Source organism: Thermomonas carbonis, assembly GCF_014396975.1.
Taxonomy (GTDB): domain Bacteria; phylum Pseudomonadota; class Gammaproteobacteria; order Xanthomonadales; family Xanthomonadaceae; genus Thermomonas; species Thermomonas carbonis.
The window spans coordinates 2,681,744-2,702,814 of record NZ_CP060719.1; the positions used below are offsets into that span (position 1 = coordinate 2,681,744).

20 protein-coding genes and 1 pseudogene are annotated in these 21,071 nt (G+C 66.5%); 3 read left to right on the forward strand and 18 right to left on the reverse strand.

Annotation, left to right across the window (positions count from 1 at the left end):
- Window positions 1-8 precede the first annotated feature (8 nt).
- Window positions 9-491 carry a peroxiredoxin gene (locus tag H9L16_RS12540; RefSeq protein ID WP_187552010.1) on the reverse strand — a complete coding sequence of 161 codons (483 nt, stop codon included), beginning with the start codon at window positions 489-491 and terminating at the stop codon, window positions 9-11.
- A gap of 92 nt (window positions 492-583) precedes the next feature.
- On the opposite strand from H9L16_RS12540, the gene H9L16_RS12545 reads away from it, so the two are divergent.
- Window positions 584-1,486 (forward strand): DnaJ C-terminal domain-containing protein, encoded by a 903-nt coding sequence (locus H9L16_RS12545; protein WP_187552011.1) that lies wholly within the window; start codon window positions 584-586, stop codon window positions 1,484-1,486.
- Between the two features lie 108 nt (window positions 1,487-1,594).
- Here H9L16_RS12545 and H9L16_RS12550 read toward each other — a convergent pair whose 3' ends face one another.
- From H9L16_RS12550 to purB, 10 genes and pseudogenes are all read right to left on the reverse strand, one after another.
- Complete coding sequence (locus H9L16_RS12550) at window positions 1,595-1,957, reverse strand: response regulator (protein WP_187552012.1); 363 nt, start codon at window positions 1,955-1,957, stop codon at window positions 1,595-1,597.
- Between the two features lie 56 nt (window positions 1,958-2,013).
- A complete protein-coding gene (locus H9L16_RS12555) occupies window positions 2,014-3,018 on the reverse strand; it encodes a YhdH/YhfP family quinone oxidoreductase (protein WP_187552013.1) in 1,005 nt (334 codons plus the stop codon).
- Entirely contained in the window at window positions 3,015-3,626 is a 612-nt protein-coding gene (locus H9L16_RS12560) for an LOG family protein (RefSeq protein ID WP_187552014.1), read from the reverse strand. The genes H9L16_RS12555 and H9L16_RS12560 overlap by 4 nt, the downstream gene beginning before the upstream one ends.
- 198 nt (window positions 3,627-3,824) lie before the next feature.
- A pseudogene (lpdA, locus tag H9L16_RS12565) lies at window positions 3,825-5,251 on the reverse strand (dihydrolipoyl dehydrogenase).
- A 56-nt stretch (window positions 5,252-5,307) separates the two neighbouring features.
- Entirely contained in the window at window positions 5,308-6,537 is a 1,230-nt protein-coding gene (gene sucB / locus H9L16_RS12570) for a dihydrolipoyllysine-residue succinyltransferase (protein ID WP_187552015.1), read from the reverse strand.
- A gap of 46 nt (window positions 6,538-6,583) precedes the next feature.
- Entirely contained in the window at window positions 6,584-9,433 is a 2,850-nt protein-coding gene (locus H9L16_RS12575) for a 2-oxoglutarate dehydrogenase E1 component (RefSeq protein ID WP_229796560.1), read from the reverse strand.
- A gap of 152 nt (window positions 9,434-9,585) precedes the next feature.
- A complete protein-coding gene (locus tag H9L16_RS12580) occupies window positions 9,586-10,506 on the reverse strand; it encodes a GNAT family N-acetyltransferase (RefSeq protein WP_187552017.1) in 921 nt (306 codons plus the stop codon).
- Window positions 10,503-11,681: a cupin domain-containing protein gene (locus tag H9L16_RS12585; protein ID WP_187552018.1), complete on the reverse strand. Its 1,179-nt coding sequence runs from the start codon at window positions 11,679-11,681 to the stop codon at window positions 10,503-10,505. The genes H9L16_RS12580 and H9L16_RS12585 overlap by 4 nt, the downstream gene beginning before the upstream one ends.
- A complete protein-coding gene (gene bla, locus H9L16_RS12590; protein WP_187552019.1) occupies window positions 11,678-12,595 on the reverse strand; it encodes a subclass B3 metallo-beta-lactamase in 918 nt (305 codons plus the stop codon). The genes H9L16_RS12585 and bla overlap by 4 nt, the downstream gene beginning before the upstream one ends.
- Window positions 12,596-12,597: 2 nt before the next feature.
- On the reverse strand, window positions 12,598-13,962 hold the full coding sequence (gene purB / locus H9L16_RS12595; protein WP_187552020.1) for an adenylosuccinate lyase: 1,365 nt from the start codon (window positions 13,960-13,962) through the stop codon (window positions 12,598-12,600).
- Between the two features lie 79 nt (window positions 13,963-14,041).
- Here purB and H9L16_RS12600 point away from each other — a divergent pair, with 79 nt between their 5' ends.
- Window positions 14,042-15,460 carry a class II fumarate hydratase gene (locus H9L16_RS12600; RefSeq protein WP_187552021.1) on the forward strand — a complete coding sequence of 473 codons (1,419 nt, stop codon included), beginning with the start codon at window positions 14,042-14,044 and terminating at the stop codon, window positions 15,458-15,460.
- A 12-nt stretch (window positions 15,461-15,472) separates the two neighbouring features.
- On the opposite strand, the gene H9L16_RS12605 is transcribed toward H9L16_RS12600, so the two are convergent.
- From H9L16_RS12605 to H9L16_RS12635, 7 genes are read right to left on the reverse strand one after another with little or no spacing between them, the layout of a single operon-like run.
- Window positions 15,473-15,901, reverse strand: coding sequence for a hypothetical protein (locus tag H9L16_RS12605; RefSeq protein WP_187552022.1), 429 nt, complete (start codon window positions 15,899-15,901; stop codon window positions 15,473-15,475).
- 11 nt (window positions 15,902-15,912) lie between these two features.
- Entirely contained in the window at window positions 15,913-16,608 is a 696-nt protein-coding gene (locus H9L16_RS12610) for a YggN family protein (protein WP_187552023.1), read from the reverse strand.
- A gap of 30 nt (window positions 16,609-16,638) precedes the next feature.
- Window positions 16,639-17,307, reverse strand: coding sequence for a hypothetical protein (locus tag H9L16_RS12615; protein WP_187552024.1), 669 nt, complete (start codon window positions 17,305-17,307; stop codon window positions 16,639-16,641).
- A 29-nt stretch (window positions 17,308-17,336) separates the two neighbouring features.
- Window positions 17,337-18,395, reverse strand: a complete 1,059-nt coding sequence (locus H9L16_RS12620) for a hypothetical protein (RefSeq protein ID WP_308427020.1) — start codon at window positions 18,393-18,395, stop codon at window positions 17,337-17,339.
- Window positions 18,392-19,282 carry an ABC transporter ATP-binding protein gene (locus H9L16_RS12625; protein WP_187552025.1) on the reverse strand — a complete coding sequence of 297 codons (891 nt, stop codon included), beginning with the start codon at window positions 19,280-19,282 and terminating at the stop codon, window positions 18,392-18,394. Before H9L16_RS12625 ends, H9L16_RS12620 begins: the two co-directional genes overlap by 4 nt.
- Window positions 19,279-19,650, reverse strand: coding sequence for a GntR family transcriptional regulator (locus tag H9L16_RS12630; RefSeq protein WP_187552026.1), 372 nt, complete (start codon window positions 19,648-19,650; stop codon window positions 19,279-19,281). The genes H9L16_RS12625 and H9L16_RS12630 overlap by 4 nt, the downstream gene beginning before the upstream one ends.
- A gap of 3 nt (window positions 19,651-19,653) precedes the next feature.
- Entirely contained in the window at window positions 19,654-19,917 is a 264-nt protein-coding gene (locus tag H9L16_RS12635) for a hypothetical protein (RefSeq protein WP_187552027.1), read from the reverse strand.
- Between the two features lie 177 nt (window positions 19,918-20,094).
- Between H9L16_RS12635 and H9L16_RS12640 the strand changes: the two genes are divergently transcribed.
- A complete protein-coding gene (locus H9L16_RS12640; RefSeq protein WP_187552028.1) occupies window positions 20,095-21,009 on the forward strand; it encodes an FKBP-type peptidyl-prolyl cis-trans isomerase in 915 nt (304 codons plus the stop codon).
- Window positions 21,010-21,071: the final 62 nt, after the last annotated feature.

Here is a 21,071-nt window from a genome sequence, read left to right on the forward strand (position 1 = left end):
CCGATCACTCAAGCGGGCAGGTTGGCCAGCACGTGTTCCGCGGACGACACCCGGAACTCGCCCGGTGCCTCGACGTACAGCTCGCGCACCACGCCGTCTTCGGCATACAGCGCGAAGCGCTTGCTGCGGGTGCCCATCCCGAAACCGCTGGCATCCATTTCCAGGCCCAGCGCACGGGTGAAGTCGGCATTGCCGTCGGCGAGCATGCGCATCCCGGTGGGCACGTGCTGGCTCTCGCCCCAGGCCTGCATCACGAAGGGATCGTTGACCGCCATGCAGGCGACCTCGATGCCGCGTTCGCGGAACGCATCGAAGTGTTCGACGAAGCCGGGCAGGTGGCGTTCCGAGCAGGTCGGGGTGAACGCCCCGGGCACCGAGAACAGCACTAGCTTGCGGCCCTCGAACAGGGCCAGGGTGTCGATCTTGTGCACGCCGTCATCGACGTATTGCAGGATCGCCTCTGGAATGCGTTCGCCGGGCTGGATCGACATGCTGGAACCTCGTCACGTTGGGGTGCGCCAGTCTACCCGGGCGCCACGGCCGATCGGTTACCCTCGTCCGCCTGTCGCGGCATGGAGTCTCCATGGAGTTCAAGGATTACTACGGGGTGCTGGGCGTGGAGCCGAGCGCGGGCGACGCGGAGATCAAGACCGCGTACCGGCGGCTGGCGCGCAAGTTCCATCCCGACGTCAGCAAGGAGGCCGGCGCCGAGGACAAGTTCAAGGCGGTCAACGAGGCCTACGAGGCCCTGCGCGACCCCGAGAAGCGCAAGGCCTACGACCAGGTGCGCGCGGGTGGTTATCGGCCGGGCGACCAGGTGCGTCCGCCGCCAGGCGGCTTCCATCGGGGGCCGGGCGGACAACCGGATTTCGACGAGATCTTCGCGGGCGGTGGTGCGGGTGGCGGGTTTTCCGACTTCTTCGAAAGCGTGTTCGGTCGCGGGCGCGGCGGTCCCGGTGCCGGTCCGCGCGGCGCCCAGCCGGGTGGGGATACGCGGGCCAAGCTGGCCGTCCCGCTGGAGTCCGTGTACGGCGGAGGCAGCGTGCGCATCAGCGTCAACGGCCGCACCCTCGAGGTGCGCGTCCCCAAGGGCATCAAGCCGGGGCAGTCGATCCGGCTGGCGCGGCAGGGCAACGGCGGCGGCGACCTGCTGCTGGAGATCGAATACGCCGCGCATCCTCACTTCGAAGTCGATGGCCGCAACGTCATCCACGTGCTTGCGGTGGCGCCGTGGGAAGCGGCACTTGGCGCAACGATCAGCGTGCCGACGCTGGGCGGGCCGGTGGAATTGAAGATCCCCGCGGATTCCGAGGCCGGCCGCAAGCTGCGCCTGCGCGGACGTGGTCTTCCGGGTGGTGCACAAGGCGCGGATGGAGACCAGATCGTCGAGCTGGAGATCCTGGCACCGCGCGCGCATGACGACGCGCAGAGAGCGGCTTACGCGACGATGCGCGATGCCTTCGGCGACGACTGGCGTCGCGCCTGAGCGGGAGCAGGCTCATAGATCCGCGTACGCGAGAACGCCGGCATTGCGCCGGCGTTTTCGATGGTGCGAACGCTTCAGCCAGCCGCAGAAATACGGCTGTTTCCCGACTCAGGTCAGGTACTGGACAATCAGTTCCGACAATTCGGATTCGCTGAACGGCTTGGTGATGTAAGCCTTCGCACCCTGGCGCATGCCCCAGACCCGGTCGGTGTCCTGGTCCTTGGTGGTCACCAGGATCACCGGGATGTGCTTGGTGGTCGGCTCGCGGGTGATCGAGCGGGTCGCCTGGAAGCCGTTGAGGTTCGGCATCACCACGTCCATCAGGATCAGGTCGGGGATTTCGCGCTTGGCGGCTTCCACGCCGGCTGCGCCGTCCTCCGCGGTCAGTGCGTCGTGCCCCAGCTTTTCGACGATGCGGCGGATGCCCATCAATTGGGAGGGCGAGTCGTCGACGATCAGGATGCGTGCCATGAAGTTCCCCGTAGTTGCCGCCGATTGTAGCGGGCGTAACGATGCCCGCAAGCCATTCAGGTCGATTCCGCGAGGCGCACCACGGTCCGGCCCAGCGAACCGCCGGCAAGCATCGTGGCGAACACGCCGGGCAGGCCGTCCAGCGTGGTTTCGCGGGTGCAGATCGCGTCCAGACCAGCGGGCTTCCAGTCCGACGAAAGGCGCCGCCAGACCTCGTCGCGAATGTCGCGCGCGGTGCCGGCAGAGGCCACCCCGAGCAGGGACACGCCGCGGATGATGAAGGGCATCACAGTCGCATGCAGTTCATGGCTTGCCGCCAGGCCAGCGCTGGCCACGTTGCCGTAGGGTGCGGTCTGCGCCAGCAAAGCGGTCAGCATCGGCCCGCCGACGTTGTCCAGGCCGCCGCCAAAGCGTGCGTTGTCCATCGGGCGGGTGGTGGCGAGCGCATCGCGGCCGAGCACTTCGTTTGCGCCCAGAGATTTCAGGTAATCGACCTGGTCGGCCTTGCCGCTGATCGCGTGCACCTCGTAGCCGGCCTTGCGGAAGATCGCGATGGCCAGCGAGCCGACGCCGCCGGTGGCACCTGTAACCGCCAATGGACCGAGGCCGGGCACTTGCCGGTTGGCTTCCATGCGCAGCAGGGCGAGCGCAGCGGTGAAGCCGGCAGTGCCGAGGATCATCGATTCGCGCAGGTTCAATCCATCGGGCAGGGCGACAACCCACTTCGATTCCAGTCGCGCATATTCGGCGTAGCCGCCGTCGCGGGTTTCGGACAGGCCGCTGCCGGTGACCAGCACCGCATCGCCTTCCTTGAAGGCCGGGTCGGTCGATGCGATCACATGGCCGGCGACGTCGATGCCGCCGACCAGCGGGAACCTGCGCAGGATCTTGCCCTGGCCGGTGCCGGCCAGCGCGTCCTTGAAGTTGACCGAGGAGTACGCGGTCTTGATGACCACTTCGCCGGGATTGAGGTCATCAAGCGAAATCGTCTCGATGCCGCTGCGATAGCCGGCGGCATCGTCGCGGATGCGGAACGCGCGGAAATTCGCGGGAACGCTCATACATCCTCCGGCGTAAGCTTGAGCTGGCTGCGGCGCTTCTCGTCCAGCCATTTGTCCGCCTGCGCGGGCACGTAGTCGCGCATCCAGGCCAGCAATGCGTCGATGTCTTCTCCATGCCAGAGGTCGTCGCGTTGCTCGGCGTGCAGGAAGCGTTCGCGCACCATCGTGTCGAGCATCGCCATCAAGGGTTGCCAGAAGCCGTTGACGTCGAGGAAGGCACACGGTTTCTTGCCCAGCCCGAGCTGGCGCCAGGTCAGCATCTCGAACATCTCGTCCAGCGTGCCGAAACCGCCGGGCAGGGCAACGAACCCGTCCGACAGCTCGAACATCCGCGCCTTGCGCGTATGCATCGAGTCGACGACTTCCAGGCGGGTGACGCCGCGGTGCGCGACTTCCCAGTCGACCAGTTGCTGGGGGATCACGCCGATCACGTCGCCGCCATTGGCCAGCACGGCGTCGGCGACGATGCCCATCAGGCCGACGTTGCCGCCGCCGTAGACCAGCGCGATGTTGTCGGCCGCGAGGCGAGCGCCGAGGGCCTTGGCCTGTGACGCATACGCCGGGTCGTTGCCGGCGTTGGAACCGCAGTAGACGCAGATGGTTTTCATGCGTCGATTATCGCGCGCCACCAACGAAAACGGCGCACCGAAGTGCGCCGTCTGGGTCACATTGAAGCTGGACGAGGCGCCGGAGCGCTGCGGGGTTTTCGCAACTCTCGGCGGCACGGATGCCGCCGAGAAGCCTACATGGACGTACTTGCGGCGTGTTGCGAAAACTTCGCGCCTCGGCACGGCCTACCGGCGAAATCAGTTCGCCTTGTGGATCGCTCGCTTGTGCACCGCCATTGCCGCGTCGTGCACGGCTTCGGACAGCGACGGATGGGCGTGGCAGATGCGCGCCAGATCGTCGGCGCTGCCCTTGAACTCCATCGCCAGCACGCCTTCGTGGACCAGCTCGGAGACATTCACGCCGACCAGGTGCATGCCCAGGATGGTGTCGGTCTCGGCATGCGCCAACACCTTCACGAAGCCCGCCGGCTCGGCCATCGCCACCGCGCGACCGACCGCCGCGAACGGGAAGCTGCCGGCCTTGTACGGAATGCCCTCGGCCTTCAGCTGCTCCTCGGTCTTGCCGACCCACGCAATCTCCGGCTCGGTGTAGATCACCCACGGGATGGTGTCGAAGTTGACGTGGCCGGGCAGGCCGGCGATCAACTCCGCCACCGCGATGCCTTCCTCGAAACCCTTGTGCGCAAGCATCGGCCCGCGCACGCAGTCGCCGACCGCCCACACGCCATCGACGCCGGTGTGGCAGTGCTCATCGACCTCGACCAGACCGCGATCGGTGAGCTTCACGCCGGTGCCTTCGGCCAGCAGGCCCTTGGTCGCGGCGCGGCGACCCACGGCCACCAGCAACTTGTCGACCACGAGGGTTTGTTCGCCCTTGTCGTCGGTGTAGCTGATGTGCACGCCGTCAGCCTTCACTTCGGTGGCGGTGCACTTGCAGCCCAGCTTGATGTCCAGGCCCTGCTTCTTGAACTCGCGCGCGGCGACCTTGGCCACTTCGGCATCGGCGGCGGCGAGGAAATTCGGCAGGCCTTCGAGGATCGTCACCTGCGAGCCGAGGCGGTTCCATACGCTGCCCAGTTCCAGCCCGATCACGCCGGCGCCGATCACGCCCAGGCGCTTCGGCACCGCTTCGAGGTCGAGCGCACCGACGTTGTCGATGATGTGCTCGCCGAACTTCGCGAACGGCAGTTCGATCGAATCCGAACCGGCGGCGATGATGACGTTGGTGCCCTTGAGCTCGACTTCGGAACCGTCGTGTTGCTTCACCTTGACGATGTTGCCCGGCTGCAGCTGGCCGAAGCCGTAGAACGCGCTCACCTTGTTCGCCTTGAACAGCGCGGCGATGCCCCGGTGAACTGCTTCACGATGCCGTCCTTGCGGGCGACCATCTTGGCCACGTCGATCGCCGGCTTCTCGAAGCTGATGCCGTGCTGGTCGAAGAGGTGGCCCATGTTCCAGAACTGGCGGCTGGAATCCAGCAGCGCCTTGGACGGGATGCAGCCCACGCGCAGGCAGGTGCCGCCGAGCGCCGGCTTGCCGTCCTTGCCCAGCGCTGCGTCGATGCAGGCGGTCTTCAGGCCGAGCTGCGCGGCGCGGATCGCGGCGTGGTAGCCGGCCGGGCCGGCACCGATCACGACGACATCGAATTGCTGTTGTTCGCTCATTGCTTCGCTTCCGTTGGTTCAAACGAGAAGCCCCGCTTGCGCAGGGCTTCGTGCGATTACATGCCCAGCAGCATCCGGTGCGGATTCTCGAGCTGGTTCTTGATGTCGACCAGGAACAGCACCGCGTCCTTGCCGTCGATGATGCGGTGGTCGTAGCTCAGTGCGATGTACATCATCGGCGCTGCGATCACTTGGCCGTTCTCGACGATCGCGCGCTCCTTGATTGCGTGCATGCCCAGGATCGCGCTCTGCGGCGGGTTGACGATCGGCGTCGACATCAGCGAGCCGAAGGTGCCGCCGTTGGTGATGGTGAAGGTGCCGCCCTGCAGGTCGTCCAGGCCCAGCTTGCCGTCGCGGGCCTTCTTCGCGTAGTCGGCGATCGCGCTTTCGATGTCGGCGAAACCCATGCGCTCGACGTTGCGCAGCACCGGCGTGACCAGGCCCTTGTCGGTCGACACCGCGATGCTGATATCGGCGTAGCCGTGGTAGATCACGTCGCTGCCGTCGACCGAGGCGTTGACGATCGGATGGCGCTGCAGCGCATTCGCGGCGGCCTTGGCGAAGAAGCTCATGAAGCCGAGCTTGATGCCGTTGGCCTTCTCGAAGGACTCGCCGAGCTCCTTGCGCATCGCCATGACCTTGCCGAGATTGACCTCGTTGAACGAGGTCAGCATGGCGATCGAATTCTTCGACTGCATCAGGCGCTCGGCGATGCGGGTACGCATGCGGGTCATCGGCACGCGCTCTTCCGGGCGCGCGCCGCCACTCACGCCGGCGGTCTTGCCGCTGGCGTAGTTGACGATGTCTTCCTTGGTGACCATGCCGCGGCGGCCGGTGCCTTCCACTTGCGCGGGGTCCACGCCCGCCGTGGTCGCGGCGAAGCGCGCGCCCGGCGGCAGGTCGCCGGCAGCCGGTGCAGGCGTGGTGCTGGCCGGTGCAGCCGCGTGCGCGGCTGCGGCCTGGGCCTTCGGCTGGACCTCTTCGGCACCGGCGGCCGGGGCGGCCTTCGGCGCTTCGGCTGCGGCGGGAGCAGGTGCTGCGGCTGCGGCACCTTCCTCGATCACCGCGATCAGCTGCTGGCTGGTCACCGTGGCACCGGCTTCGAACTTGATTTCCTTGAGCACGCCATCCACCGGCGAGGGCACTTCCAGGACGACCTTGTCGGTTTCCAGGTCGAGCAGGTTCTCGTCGCGCTTGACCGCGTCGCCGGCCTTCTTGTGCCAGGCGGCGATGGTGGCGTCGGACACGGATTCGGGGAGAACCGGAACTTTGACTTCGGTGGCCATGCGGGCGTCCTGTCGGGTATGCGTTGGAATGTTGGTGCGAAGGGGTTTATTCGGCGGTGATCTCGGCGCCGACCGGGTTCACCAGCGCATCGGCGATGAGCTTGTTCTGCTCGGCGACGTGCTCGGCCAGGTGGCCGGCAGCGGGCGAGGGCGAGCGATGACGACCTGCATAGGTCAACGACTGCTTGCCCTGCAGGCAGGCCTGCAGGTGATGCTTGATCTGGTACCACGCGCCCTGGTTCTGCGGTTCCTCCTGGCACCAGACGACTTCGGTAGCCGAGCCGAAACGCTTGATCTCGGCGGCGAGTTCGGGACGCGGGAACGGATACAGCTGTTCGACGCGAACCAGCGCGACATCGGTGATTCCCTGCTTCTGCGCTTCATCGAGCAGGTCGTAATAGACCTTGCCGGAGCAGGCCACGATCCTGCGCACCTTTTTCGCGCTGGCGGTGGTGTCCGGGATCAGGCGCTGGAACTCGCCGTTGGCCAGTTCGTCCAGCGTGGACACCGCCAGCTTGTGGCGCAGCAGCGACTTCGGCGTCATCACCACCAGCGGTTTGCGCGTGCCCATGCGCATCTGTCGGCGGATCATGTGGAAATCCTGCGCCGGGGTGGTCGGCGCACAAACGATCATGTTCTCCATCGCGCACAGCTGCAGGAAGCGCTCCAGGCGCGCCGAGCTGTGTTCCGGTCCCTGGCCCTCGTAGCCATGCGGCAGGAACAGCGCCAGACCGCACAGGCGATCCCACTTCGCTTCGCCGGAAGACAGGAATTGGTCGATGACGACCTGGGCACCGTTGGCGAAATCGCCGAACTGGCCTTCCCAGATGTCGAGCGTCATCGGATCGGCGGTGGCGTAGCCGTATTCGAAGGCCATCACCGCTTCTTCGCTGAGCAGCGAGTCGATGATCGTCACGTGTTCCAGGCTGCGGTCCGGCGTGTCCTTCAACAGTTCGCGCAGCGGCAGGTAGTAATTGTCCGTGGCCTGGTCGTGCAGGATCGCATGGCGATGGAAGAAGGTACCGCGGCCGCAGTCCTGGCCGACCAAACGCAAGCGGTAGCCTTCCTGGATCAGGGTGGCGTAGGCCAGGTTCTCGGCGAAGCCCCAGTCGCCGGCCTGTTCGCCGGCGGCCATCTTGCGGCGGTCTTCGTAGATCTTGGCAACGCGCGGATGCAGCTTGACCGCGTCCGGGATCGCATTGATGCGAGTGGCGAGTTCGTCCAGCGTGGTCCTCTCGACGCGGGTGTCGACCGGGTCGGACAACTTCGCCGACAGGTACGGATGCCAGTCGATGGTGAATTCGTCGGCCTTGACCTGCACTACCTCGGTGGTGACATCGCCGGCGTCCAGCGTGTCGCGATAGCCATCGACCAGCGCCTGCGACGTGGCCGCGCTCACGCTGCCTTCGCCATCCAGCCGCGCGGCGTACAGCTCGCGGGTGGTCTTCATCGCGCGGATCTTCTGGTACATCAGCGGCTGGGTCGCGGCTGGCTCGTCGGCCTCGTTGTGGCCGTGGCGGCGATAGCAGACCAGGTCGATGACCACGTCCTTGCCGAAGCGCTGGCGAAAATCGAAAGCCATCTCCGAGACGAAGGCCACGGCTTCGGGATCGTCGCCGTTCACGTGCAGGATCGGCGCGCCGATCATCTTCGCAACATCGGTGCAGTACAGCGTGGAACGTGCGTCCTCGGCGGCACTGGTGGTGAAGCCGACCTGGTTATTGATGACGACATGGACGGTGCCGCCGACGCGGAAACCGCGCGCCTGCGACATCTGGAACAGTTCCATCACCACGCCCTGGCCGGCGAACGCGGCGTCGCCGTGCAGGACGATCGGCAGGACCTGCTTGCGTTCCCGGTCGTTGCGCCGGAGCTGGCGCGAACGCACGCTGCCGACGACCACCGGATCCACGATTTCCAGGTGCGAGGGATTGAACGCCAGCGCCAAGTGGACCGGACCGCCGGGAGTGGCGACATCGGCGGAGAAGCCCATGTGGTACTTCACGTCGCCGGTGTGCGCATGGTCGCCGGCGCGGCTGTGCTCGAACTTGCCTTCGAACTCGTCGAACAGCTTGCGCGGCGGCTTGCCCATCGTGTTGACCAGCACGTTGAGGCGGCCGCGATGGGCCATGCCGATCACGATGTCCTTGACCCCGTCGCCGCCGGCGCGCTGGATCATGACGTCCAGCAGCGGGATCAGGCTGTCGCCGCCTTCCAGCGAGAAACGCTTCTGGCCGACGTACTTGGTGTGCAGGTAGCGCTCCAGGCCTTCCGCTGCGGTCAGGCGCTCGAGGATGCGCTGCTTGTCGTCGGCAGTGCGACCGTAGTTGCCGGCGGCCTTCTCCAGGCGTTCGTACATCCAGCGGCGCTGTTCGGCGTCGGTGATGTGCATGAACTCGGCACCGACGCTGCCGGCGTAGGTCGCCTTGAGCAGGCCGAGCAACTCGCCCAGCTTCATGCGCTCGCGACCAGCCACGCCGCCGGTGCTGAACTCGCTGCCGGTGTCGCTTTCGGAGAGGCGATGGAAGCCCAGCGCCAGGTCCGGCGCTTCCGGGTTGATGGTCAGGCCCAGCGGATCGAGCTTGGCGGCCAAATGCCCGCGCGACCGATACGCGGTGATCAGCTTGCCGACCCCGCGTTCGCGCTCGTCGCCGGTCCCAGTCGCCGCGCTGACTACGCCGCGTGCGGCCATTCGGCCGGCCTGGGCGATCTGGTCGATCACCGCGGAGTGCGGGACGTCGCCGGCTTCGCGGCCCTTCAGGCCATCGAAATACTGCCGCCACTTGGCGTCGACGCGGTCCGGGGCGACCAGGTATTGCTCGTAGAGATCCTCCACATAGGCGCCATTGGCACCGAGTTGCGAGGTCTGGGCAAACTGCTTCAGGAGACTGTCCACCATGGCGTGGCTAGCGGCCTTGCGATAAGTGATTGATCCGGATGGATTTGCCATCCGGTGCGAGCCCGCTGAATGGGCGGGCGAAAGGAACGGAATTATAGCCGGAGCGGCTTGCGCACCGCATCACATCCCTTCGTCGAAGGGGCCGGGGTTCACAGTCCCAGCGCCCGGTATTCGCTGACCGGGCGCGAACGCTGCCAGCCATCATCGAAGCGCGCGGCCAGTTGCCGTACCCGTGCCGGGGCGTCCTGTTCGGCCTCGCCCTGCACGCGTTCGCCCAGGCTGCGCAGGTAGTAGCCGCCGCCATCGCCGGCGATCCACGCGGCCGGATCGTTTCGATCCACCGGATCCTGCAGCTCGCGGAACAGGAAGATGCTGGGCAGTCGCTGGGCCAGCGCGAGCATGGGCGAATGCGCCTGCTGCGGGCCGGCGGCATCGTGCAGCAGCCCCAAGACCTGTTGACCGCCGCCACGGGTGGCGAAGCTGCGCAGCGCCTGCAGCACGCCTGCGTCGTCGTACAGCCACGGATCCAGCGCAACGCTGCGGATCCACACGCTGCGGCGTGCACGTTCGATGATGCCGATGGCCGCTTCGATAGCGGCCTCGCGGCTGTCGATCCTTGTCGGGCCGGTAAACGCCAGCACCATCGACAGGTGCTCGATGCCAGCTTCCATGAAGCGCTTGCCTTCGGGCCGGAAGGCGTGGCGTGCGTAGAAGCCGATGGCGCTGGCTTGCGAATTCAACCGCACCTCCGGCCAGCCGCGCCTGCGCGCTTCGTCGAGGAGTGCGCGCAACAGCGCGTCGCCGATGCCGCGTCCGCGCCATGCTGCGCGCACGGCCATCCGCCCGATCTTGCGGTCCGGCGTGAGCCGCGCAGTGCCGACCGGGCTGCCGTCGAGCAGGCGGGCGAGCACATGCGTGCAGAGCGGATCCAGCGCGTCGTGCTCCAGGGTAATCGGCACGCCCTGTTCGCCGACGAAGACCTCGTCGCGCACGCTGCGCAGTTCGGCCAGCGCGGCCTCGAACCCGACCACGTCGACGCGGTACGGCTGCAGGCGCGGGTCGTCGGTCATTCGGCCTCGTCCGAGACGTCGAGGCGATAGTGGCCGCCGTCGAGCAGGGCGAACACCGCATCGCGGCCGGCCGTCGACAAGGCGTCGTAAAGGACGCCATCGATCTCGTTGGCGGCGGCCAGTCGCTGCGCGTCGCGCACCGGCATCGCATGCGCCTGCCCGCCCGCGTACAGGCGCGCGCCCTTCGAGGCCCGCCGCCAGGCCATCCGCGACCAAGGATGACGCTGCAGGCTCGCGCCTTGGCCCAGGTCCCATTCGACTTCGATCCGCGGTCGCGGGCTGTCGTCGGCGGCCGGCTGCACCGCGCTGCGATACGTCGTGATGAAGCCGCCGAACCAATCGCCGAAGCGATCCGGATCGTCCATCCGCAACTGGCGCAGTGCATCGGCCACGCGCTGCATCGCCGCGTCGTCGATTTCGTGCGCATCCTTCGGTGCTTGCAGGTCGGGATCGGTGTAACGCAGCGACTCCGGTGCCTCCGCGGACAGGGCATCGACGTAGTCGCCGAGCAGTTCCGTGGTCGCCGGCGCGCGCATGCCGATCGAGAACGTCAGGCACGGATCCTGGGCGATGCCGTGGTGGGGCACGCCCGGCGGCAGGTAGAGCATGTCGCCGGGGGCGAGCACCCAATCGTGGTCCGGCTGGAAGACGCGCAGCAGTTTCAATTCGACGTCATCGCGGAACGCGAGCGGCGGCTTGTCCGACGCATCGATCTGCCAGCGCCGATGCCCCTGCGCCTGCAGCAGGAACACGTCGTACTGATCGACATGCGCGCCAACCGACCCGCCGGTGGCGGCGAAGCTCACCATCACGTCGTCGATGCGCCAGCGCGGCAGGAAATCGAAGCGGTCGAGCAGGGCGCGCAGGTCGGCGTCCCACTTGTCCATGTCCTGCACCAGCAGGGTCCAGTCGTGGTCGGGCAGGCCGGGGAAGTCGTCTTCCGCGAAGGGCCCGTGGCGCACGCGCCAGCCGTCGGCGGCCGCATCGTGTTCGATCAGTCGCGCCAGCACGCCGTCTTCGCAGGCCAGTCCGGCCAGGTCCTCGGGTTGCAGCGGGGATTCGTAACCGGGGAAGGCGTTGCGGATCAGCAGCGGTTTTTTCTGCCAGTACTCGCGCAGGAACTCGGCGGCGGGCATGCCGAGGAAGTGCTTGTTGGTGGCGTGGACTTCGATCATGGCGCGGTTCCCGCGCGTTCGTCGGCAAGACGCTTGTCGAGGCCGGCCAGGCCGCGTTCGGCGTAGGCCTTGCATGCGCCGGCATCGACCAATGGCTGGCTACCGTCCAGTCGCGCCAGCAGGTCGCTGGAGTGGACGTGGGTGGTGATCAGGATGTCGCAGGGTTGCGCGGCGACCAGCGCCTGCCCGCGGCGGAATGCAGCAACGTGCTCCGGATGATCGCTGTAGCGGTAATGCTTGTCGGAGATCGCGCTGTTGCTGTCGGGGAAGACGATGTCGCGGCAGGTCGCGCGCTCGCAGCTGCGCCAGGCCCAGCCGGATCCGCCGGCGGTGTGGCCGGTGTTGGGCAGGTGCCTGAAACGCAACGAACCCAAGGTCACGTCTTTGCCATCGACCAGGGTGACAACGTTGGCTACAGGCGGGAACGCGCCGGTCTCTTCGAATTGCGGATCGCGACGGTCGCTGCGGCCCGCCTTGAGCGCCTCGGCCGCGACCGCGCGCGCCAGCACCCGCGCGCCGCTGGCCTGTTGCAGCCCGGCCACGCCGCCGACATGGTCGTTGTGCTCGTGGGTGACCAGGATGCTGCGGATGTCCTCGACCCGGAAACCCGCGGCACGGATGTTGGCGATGATCGCGGGCACCGCCTCGGCGGTCGCTGCATCGATCAGGACGTGGCCGTCGGCCGATGTCACCAGGATCGCGCTGATCGAACAGGTGCCGACGAACCAGGTGTTGCCGAACACATGCCGCGGCGTGGTCGGATCGCTCCAGCCGGCATCCTCGGCGCAAGCTGTCGGTGCGGGCAACGTGCGCACGGCGGGTTCGGATGTTGACGTCGCGGTCGCGATGGTCGGCGGTGCCTGGCAGCCGCTCACAAGAACGAACGCGAGCAAGGCGGCAAGGGCGAACTTCATCCTCATGCGTTCCTGGCGAGTTGCTCGGCCAGGCCGGTGTAACTGCCCGGGGTCATCTCGAGCAGGCGCTGCTTGTCTGCGGCGGGCAGGTCGAGGGTGGCAATGAACTCGCGCATCGAGGCCTCGCTGATGCCTTGGCCGCGGGTCAGCGCCTTGAGCTGCTCGTACGGGCTGGGCAGCCCGTGGCGACGCATCACCGTCTGCACGGCTTCGGCCAGCACTTCCCAGCTGGCATCGAGGTCGGCGGCCAGCCGGTCTGGGTTGACGCTCAGTTTGCCCAGGCCGCGCTGCAGGGCATCGAAGCCGATCAGCATGTGGCCGAAAGCGGTACCGAGTGCGCGCAGCACGGTGGAATCGGTGAGGTCGCGCTGCCAGCGGCTGATCGGCAGCTTGGCGGCGAAATGCTCGAACAGCGCGCTGGCGATGCCGAAGTTGCCTTCCGCGTTCTCGAAGTCGATCGGGTTGACCTTGTGCGGCATCGTGCTGCTGCCCACTTCGCCAGCCTTCACCGCCTGCTTGAAGTAGCCTTGGCCGATGTAGCCCCAGACATCGCGGCACAGGTCGATGGCGATGGTGTCGATGCGCTTGCAGGCGTCGCACAGTTCGGCGATGCCGTCGTGCGGCTCGATCTGGGTGGTGTACGGCTGCCAGTCCAGGCCGAGCGATTCGACGAAATGCTGCGAAAACACCGGCCAGTCGATGTCGGGATAGGCGACGACATGCGCGTTGTAGTTGCCGACCGCGCCATTGATCTTGCCGGGCATCGGCAGCGCGGCCAGTGCCTCTCCCTGGCGTTGCAGGCGGGCGACGACGTTGGCCAGTTCCTTGCCGACGGTGGTCGGCGAGGCGGTCTGGCCATGGGTGCGCGAGAGCATCGGCAGCGCCGCGTGTTCGTGGGCCATCGCGCGGAGTCTCGCGATCAGTGCGTCGAGCCTCGGCAGCAGCACGTGCTGGCGCGCCTTGCTCAGCAGCAGGGCGTAGGAGAGATTGTTGATGTCCTCGCTGGTGCAGGCGAAGTGCACGAATTCCAGCGCCGGGCCCAGCTCGGCATCGTCCTGCAGGCGTTCCTTGATGAGGTACTCGACCGCCTTGACGTCGTGGTTGGTGGTCGCCTCGATGGCCTTGACCCGCGCGGCATCTTCCACCGCGAAGTCCTGCGCCAGCGCGCGCAGGCGGGCGGTGGCGGCATCGGAAAACGGCACCAGTTCGGGGATGCCCGGCTCCGCGGCCAGGGCCAGCAGCCATTCCACCTCAACCTTGACCCGCGCGCGGATCAGACCGTACTCGGAAAAGATCGGGCGCAGGGCATCGACCTTGCCGGCATAGCGGCCATCGAGCGGGGACAGAGCGGTCAGGGCGTCGGACATGGAGGTTGGCGGCTGCGGGGATGCGTAATTCTAAACCGCCGCGGCGCTATGCTCGGCCGATTCCGCACAGGAGCAGGCAATGGCCATCCGCAAGGCAAGCGGCTTCCGCATCGAACACGACAGCATGGGCGAGTTGCGCGTGCCCGCGAAGGCGCTGTGGGGCGCGCAGACCCAGCGCGCGATCGACAATTTCGCGATCAGCGCCCGGCCGATGCCGCAGGCATTCATCCGTGCACTGGCCTTGACCAAGGCCGCCGCCGCCCTGGTCAACGGGCACCTGGGCTTGCTGGCACGCGCGCAGGCCGATGCCATCGTCGAGGCCGCCACCGCCATTGCCGGTGGCGCGCATGCCGACCAGTTCCCGGTCGATCGTTACCAGACCGGCTCCGGCACCTCCAGCAACATGAATGCCAACGAGGTCATTGCCCACCTGGCGACGAAGGCCTCGGGCTTGCCGATCCATCCCAACGACCACGTCAACCTGGGCCAGAGCAGCAACGACGTGATTCCGACCGCGTTGCGGGTGATGGCAGTGCAGGGCGCGAAACGGCAGTTGCTGCCGGCGCTGCAGCACCTGCGCAAGACCATCGACAAGCGCGCCAAGGCGCTCCGCAAGATCGTCAAGACCGGCCGCACCCACCTGATGGATGCGATGCCGTTGACGGTGGCGCAGGAGTTCGGCGCGTGGTCGGCCCAGCTGGATTCCGCGCAGGCGCGCATCGAGGACAGCCTGAAGCGGGTGCGCCGGTTGCCGATCGGCGGCACTGCGATCGGCACCGGCATCAATGCGCATCCGAAGTTCGGGAAGGGGGTGGCCAAGGCGTTGTCGGTCGCCACCGGAGCGAAATTCGAACAGGCCGCGAACACCTTCGAGGGGCTTGCCGCGCAGGACGACCTGGTCGAGTTGTCCGGCCAGCTCAATGCGCTTGCGGTGGCGTTGATGAAGATCGGCAACGACCTGCGCTGGATGAATTCAGGTCCGCTGGCCGGGTTGGGCGAGATCGAGTTGCCGGCGCTGCAGCCGGGCAGTTCGATCATGCCGGGCAAGGTCAATCCGGTGATCCCGGAAGCGCTGTGCATGGTCTGCGCGCAGGTGATGGGCTTGCACCAGGCGATTTCGATCGCCGGGCAAAGCGGCAATTTCCAGCTCAACGTGATGCTGCCGCTGATCGCCTGCGACCTCGACGAGTCGCTGCAGTTGTTGTCTGCCAGCATCACTGCGCTGGCCGACAAGGCGATCGGCGGGCTGCAGGTGCGCAAGGACAACGTGGCTGCCGCGCTGGATCGCAATCCGATCCTGGTCACCGCGCTGAACCCGGTGATCGGCTACGAGCTGGCCGCAAAGATCGCCAAGCGTGCGTATGCGGAGGGTCGTCCGGTGCTGGATGTCGCGCTGGAAGATTCTGGGCTGGATGAAAAATCGCTGCGCCGGTTGCTGGATCCCGCCGATCTTGCGAAGGGCGGCATCAAGGCCGGCGCAGTTGCCGGCGCGGGTTGAACGACGCGTCGATCAGTCTCGCGACGGCCATTCCCCAGGCACCTTCATGCCGCCGAGGAAGGCCAGCGCGCCCTGGCAGGTCTTCGCCTTCTGTTCCGGCGAGCCGGTGTCGAGCGCGCCGAGTCGCCTGGCGATCGTGCTTTCGCGATAGCCGCGCAAGGTTTCGTCCGGTCCCAGCTCGGCGAGGGTGAGCATCCGCCCCCGCTCGATCTGGTCTTGATGCGAATTGACGTAACGGAAGTACAGCGGCGCCGCCTTCTGCAGGTAGCCGCTGTCGGCCACGCCGCACTTCTCGATCAGCACCGGCATCGCGAAGGTGGCGACGTAGGCGACATGATCCTGGAAGGCCTGATTGAGCTTGGGATCATCCCCCGCCTGCGCGGCGGTTACCGGCAGTGCCAGGGCAAGTGCGAGCAGCAAAGGCGCAGGGAGAAGGCTCATCGTCGGTTTCCTCATGCGCCGCTGGTGACCGCGATGCCCTTGCCCTTGCCCACATCCTTGCCGCAGTCCTCGACATCGGCCTGGGTCATCCGTGCGTACGGCTTGAACTCCGGCAGCGAGGCTGCCAACGCCTGCTGGCCAGCCAGCAATGCCGGCAGACGCGTGCACAGCTTCATCGCCTCGGCCTCGATCTTGGCGGCTTCGGCCTCGATCTTCTTCTCGAAGGCTTCTTCGCCTTCCTTGCCGCCGAAGATCGCGCCGATCGCACCGGACACGGCATGCCCGGCGATGTTGGCGCCCTGCGCGCCGATCGCCATGCCGGCTTCGGCGATGCCGAGGATCTGCCCGCGATACGCCAGCAATTCGGCGCGTTGCGCCGCGGTGATGGTGACCGACTTGCCTTCGATCAACAGGTCGCCCTGCGGGGTGATCTCGGCCTTCGGCAGAGTGCCGTTACCGTCCGAATGGATCTGCCGACCGTTGATGTTGATGTGCATGCCATCGCCGATGCTGATGTTCTGCGTGGCCAGTTCCTTGCGCGCCTGCTCGATCGCGCCGCCCACGTGGCGACCGATGAAGCTGTCATTGGCGCTGGCGACCGGTGGGGCGGGTGCTGCCGGAGGCGCGGGCGGTGCGGGGGGCTCGCTGCAGGCGGCCAGCGCCAGGCAGGCGATCAGGGCGGCGGCAAGGGTATGGGCATGCTTCATCGCGGACTCCTTGGAAATCGGTGTGTGGGTTCAGCGCGACGCGAATTCATCGCGGATGTCGCGTTCGCAGTTGGCGACGTCGTCCGTTTCGAGGGTGGCATACGGCCGAAACTGCGGCAGGCTTGCCGACAACCGTTGCTGCGAGGCCATCATCGCCGGCAGTTGCCGGCAGATGCGGCGCACGCCGGGTTCGATTTCCTGCTTGACGACGCGTTCAACGCGGCGTTCCAGGCTACCGGTCATTGCACCGACCAGCAGGCCGACCCAGGAGCCGCTGCCGACGGCTTCCAACGCGGCGTCCGCACTGCGCTGGCCGATGTCGATCCCGGTCTTGGCGATCACGATCACCTGCCCGCGGTAGGCCAGCAGCTGTCGGCGCTGGCCGGCATCGATGGCCTGGAGCTTGCCGTCGATCAGCAGGTCGCCGCGCGGTGTGATCTCGGCGGGCGCAAGGTCCGCCTTGGCGCGTTTCGAGTTGCTGGTGTCGTGCGCGCCGAAACGGAAGCCGTTGTCAAGGCGCAGATTGCCGGTGTCCAGTTCCTGCTTGGCCTTGGCCAGCTCGATGCGCACTTCCTTGCGTGCATCGGCCAACTCCTGGCGGATCTCGCCAGCGATCCCGGTGTTCCCGTCCGCAGCCTGTGCGGTCAACAGCGGGGCCGCGGCCAGCAGGGCGATGGCGAGGAGGTTGCGGGTCTTCATCGTCGTTGTCCTGGAAAGAGGGAAGGGGATCAGTTGTCGTCGCGCCAGCGGCGCATGCGAACCGCGGCAAGCAGCATCGCGATGCCGGCGGCGGCACCGATCCACAGTTGCGGGCTGACCAGCACGCTGTAGGTCGAACGCAACACCATGGCGTGGCTGGGGGCGTTGCCCTTGGCGATCGCACCGAGATCCATCACGTCCACCCAGGTGCCGGGGAACACGCTCAGCAGGCTGCGGGCCACGATGTTCTTCCAGAACCAGCCGCTCTGCAGGTCGAACACGTTCATCACCTCGAACCAGCTGATGAAGATGCCGGCGAACACCGGGATCATGATCGCCCACAGGAACGGCATGCTCTTCGACCAGGACGAGCACAGCATCAGCCAGCCCACCGTGGGCAGTGCCCACAACGCATAGATCGGGATCGACGCCAGCAGCAGGCCGGCATTGGCCAGCGGGCTGCCGGGACCCCACAGCAAGGTGACCGGGTTGCCGTTGTGCAGAAGGACGACGGCACTGATCAGCAACATGAAGGCGAACATGCAGGCGATCGCGGCGCCCACCGCCAGGGTCGGGGCGACCAGCAGCGCGCTGGCGGCCTTGGAGAACACGGTGTCGCGATCCGACAGCGGCAGTGACTTCCAGAACAGCACGCTGCGATCCTTGCGCTCGTCGTACAGGCTGCCCAGGCAGTAGAAGAACACCACGAAGCCCAGCACCACCATGGGCCACATCGACGAGATCAGCATGCTCAGGTCGATGATCTCGGGCAGTTTGCCCAGGTTCTCGGGATCCATCTTCGAGGTCAGCGCACCCAGGTCGAGGCCGTTGATCGTGACGTCGCCGTCGATCTGCATCTTGCCGCTGGCGATCGCCTTGCGTGCCGTCACCTCGCCGACGATCACGGCCATCAGCGCCAGCAGCAGGGAGATTGCGCCGGCCCAGATCGGTGCCCAGAAGAAGCCGCCCTTGTGCTCCCAGAACTCGCGTTTCAGCAACAACTTGAACTTGTGCGTGGCGTGCGGTGCCGCGCGGGGCGCGCGTTGGGTCGCGACATCCATTTCCATCGCGTCGACGGGGGTGTTCATGCGTAGGTTCCCTTCATGGTGGCGACGAACAGGTCGGCCAGGCCCGGCGTGCGGGTTTCGCCCAATGCATCCAGGCGCGCGGGGTCTGCACCGGCGGACAGCGTGCTGTCGAAAAGCATGACGGTCTTGCCGAACGGCAGGGCGCGTTCATCGATCGGATTCAGCGCGCGTGCTTCGTCCTGCTTGCCGGCATCGACCAGCACTTCGGTGTAGCGGACGGCGAGGGTGTCCATCGGCGCATCCAGCACCACCTTGCCGTCGCGGATGAACATGACGTCGGTGAGGATGTGCTCGATCTCCTCCACCTGGTGGGTGGTGACGATGATCGTCTTGTCCTCGTCGAAGTAATCCTCCAGCAGGCGCTGGTAGAACTGCTTGCGATAGAGGATGTCCAGGCCCAGGGTGGGTTCGTCCAGCACCAGCAGCTTGGCGTCGATCGCCATCACCAGCGCCAGGTGCAGCTGCACGATCATGCCCTTGGACATCTCGCGCACCCGCAGGTTGTCGGTGAGCTGGGTGCCGTGCAGGAAACGGCGGCACTTGGCGGCATCGAAGCGCGGGTGCACGCCGGCCACGAACTCGATGGCGTCCTTCACCTTGATCCAGCGGGGCAGCACGGCCACGTCGGCGATGAAGCAGACCTCGTTCATCAGCTCGTCGCGCTGGGTGCGCGGATCCTTGCCCAGCACCTTCAGTTCGCCGTCGAACGGGACCAGGCCGAGGATCGCCTTGAGCGCGGTGGTCTTGCCGGCGCCGTTGGGGCCGATCAGGCCGACGATGCGCCCGGCGCGGATCTCGAAGTCGGTGCCGTTCAGCGCAGCCTTGTTCTTGTAGACCTTGCGCAGGCCGCGCGCGGTGATCACGGAACGATCCATGGCAGCGCTCATTTCGCCCCCCACTTGCCCTTCGGGTCGAGCAGTTCCTGCAGGTCCAGCCCAAGTCGCTGGATGCGTTCCAGCACCAGCGGCCATTCTTCATGGAGGAAGCGATCGCGTTCGCTGGTCTTCAACCGCGTCGGCGCGCCTTCGGTCACGTACATGCCCAGTCCCCTACGTTTTTCGACGAGTTGGTCGTCCGCGAGCTCCTGGTAGGCGCGCGAGACGGTGATCGGATTCAGCTGGTACTCGGCGGCGACCTGGCGCACCGACGGCAGGGCGTCGCCCGGCTTCAGCACCCCATCGAGCAACATGGCCACCACGCGTTCCTTCAGCTGGCGGTAGATCGGAGCTCCATCGCTCCATTCGACGGCGGCCACGGCTCAGCCCCGGGGAACGAAGGAGAAGAACGGCATCTGCACCGACTGGCCGCGGAAGCGGGCCTGGCGACGCGGGGCTTCGGTGGTGCTGTCGGCTTCGTCGACGCGGGGCGGGGCATCTGCCTGCGCCTCCTCGGCGATCGCGAGCGCAATCATCGGTTGCGGAACCAGTGACTGCTGGGCCGGTACCGCCGCCAGCAGGCCAACAACGAGCAGCGCGCTGCTCGCGACCACGGCCATCAGTGAGTTGTGGAGCTTGCGGTTCATGAGAACGTCCTGCTCTGGGTGTTCAGTGTTGTAGGCAACTATAACACTAGATTTTCTCTGGTCAAGTCCCTGCGTACCCAACTGAAGTCATGGTGGGTTGGGCCAGCGGGATTGCCCCGCCAGACGGCTGCAAGGACAATGGCGGGCTTGCCGCGTGGCGGCTGACCGGAGACCACCATGAGCTTTTCCTTGCGGGCGCTGGTTGCGCTGCTGATCGCGACATTGGTCGCCGGCCTGGTGCATGCGCAGGAGGCGGGATTGCAAAGCGACCGCGACAAGATCAGCTACATGGTCGGCATGGACGTTGCCAAATCGGTCGGGCCAGCACTGCCGGACATGGACATCAGCGCTTTCGAGCGGGCGATTGCGAACGGCATGGCCGGTGGCAAGCCCCTGCTCGACGAGGCGGCGACCAAGCAGACCTCGCAGGTGCTGATGACCAGCATCGATGCGCGCAAGAACGGCAAGCCGGCACCCACGATCGACAAGCAGAAGGCCGGTTTTCTGATCGGCGGCAACGTGGGGGGCTCGCTTGCCGGTATCAGCCGCGAAGTCGACCTGCCGATGCTGATGCGCGGCTTCAAGGACGCGACCACTCCCGGCGGCAAGACCCTGCTCACCACTGCCGAAGCCGACGCCCTGCGCGCGAGTTTCTCGGCAAGGGTCAGCGCCGCGAATGCCGCTCAGCGCATTGCCGTGGCGCAAGCCAGCTTGAAGGATGAAGAGGCGTTCCTCGCGAAAAACAAGACGGTCAAGGGCGTGTTTTCCACCCCGAGCGGCCTGCAGTACATGGTCCTGCGCCAGGGCAATGGCATGCGTCCGAAGCCCGGCCAGCGGGTCAAGGTGAACTACGAAGGCAAGCTGCTGGACGGCACCGTCTTCGACAGTTCCTACCAGCGCGGCCAGCCTGCGGAGTTCGGTCTGGACCAGGTCATCGCCGGCTGGACCGAGGGCGTCGGCCTGATGCCGATCGGTGGCAAGTACCGCTTCTGGATCCCGGCCAAGCTCGGTTACGGCGAAAAGGGCATGGGCCGGGACATCCCGCCGAACTCCACTCTTACCTTCGATGTCGAACTGCTCGGCGTCGAATAAACCTCAACGAACAAGCATCACCACATCTTGCAACGCCCAATCCTTCCGCCGCCGCATCGCGC

Excerpts from the sequence above, each read along its gene's own strand:
- H9L16_RS12540 (WP_187552010.1), bottom strand. The coding sequence starts at position 491 with ATGTCGATCCAGCCCGGCGAACGCATTCCAGAGGCGATCCTGCAATAC.
- H9L16_RS12545 (WP_187552011.1), top strand. The coding sequence starts at position 584 with ATGGAGTTCAAGGATTACTACGGGGTGCTGGGCGTGGAGCCGAGCGCG.
- H9L16_RS12550 (WP_187552012.1), bottom strand. The coding sequence starts at position 1,957 with ATGGCACGCATCCTGATCGTCGACGACTCGCCCTCCCAATTGATGGGC.
- H9L16_RS12555 (WP_187552013.1), bottom strand. The coding sequence starts at position 3,018 with ATGAGCGTTCCCGCGAATTTCCGCGCGTTCCGCATCCGCGACGATGCC.
- H9L16_RS12560 (WP_187552014.1), bottom strand. The coding sequence starts at position 3,626 with ATGAAAACCATCTGCGTCTACTGCGGTTCCAACGCCGGCAACGACCCG.
- sucB (WP_187552015.1), bottom strand. The coding sequence starts at position 6,537 with ATGGCCACCGAAGTCAAAGTTCCGGTTCTCCCCGAATCCGTGTCCGAC.
- H9L16_RS12580 (WP_187552017.1), bottom strand. The coding sequence starts at position 10,506 with ATGACCGACGACCCGCGCCTGCAGCCGTACCGCGTCGACGTGGTCGGG.
- H9L16_RS12585 (WP_187552018.1), bottom strand. The coding sequence starts at position 11,681 with ATGATCGAAGTCCACGCCACCAACAAGCACTTCCTCGGCATGCCCGCC.
- bla (WP_187552019.1), bottom strand. The coding sequence starts at position 12,595 with ATGAAGTTCGCCCTTGCCGCCTTGCTCGCGTTCGTTCTTGTGAGCGGC.
- purB (WP_187552020.1), bottom strand. The coding sequence starts at position 13,962 with ATGTCCGACGCCCTGACCGCTCTGTCCCCGCTCGATGGCCGCTATGCC.
- H9L16_RS12600 (WP_187552021.1), top strand. The coding sequence starts at position 14,042 with ATGGCCATCCGCAAGGCAAGCGGCTTCCGCATCGAACACGACAGCATG.
- H9L16_RS12605 (WP_187552022.1), bottom strand. The coding sequence starts at position 15,901 with ATGAGCCTTCTCCCTGCGCCTTTGCTGCTCGCACTTGCCCTGGCACTG.
- H9L16_RS12610 (WP_187552023.1), bottom strand. The coding sequence starts at position 16,608 with ATGAAGCATGCCCATACCCTTGCCGCCGCCCTGATCGCCTGCCTGGCG.
- H9L16_RS12615 (WP_187552024.1), bottom strand. The coding sequence starts at position 17,307 with ATGAAGACCCGCAACCTCCTCGCCATCGCCCTGCTGGCCGCGGCCCCG.
- H9L16_RS12620 (WP_308427020.1), bottom strand. The coding sequence starts at position 18,395 with ATGAACACCCCCGTCGACGCGATGGAAATGGATGTCGCGACCCAACGC.
- H9L16_RS12625 (WP_187552025.1), bottom strand. The coding sequence starts at position 19,282 with ATGAGCGCTGCCATGGATCGTTCCGTGATCACCGCGCGCGGCCTGCGC.
- H9L16_RS12635 (WP_187552027.1), bottom strand. The coding sequence starts at position 19,917 with ATGAACCGCAAGCTCCACAACTCACTGATGGCCGTGGTCGCGAGCAGC.
- H9L16_RS12640 (WP_187552028.1), top strand. The coding sequence starts at position 20,095 with ATGAGCTTTTCCTTGCGGGCGCTGGTTGCGCTGCTGATCGCGACATTG.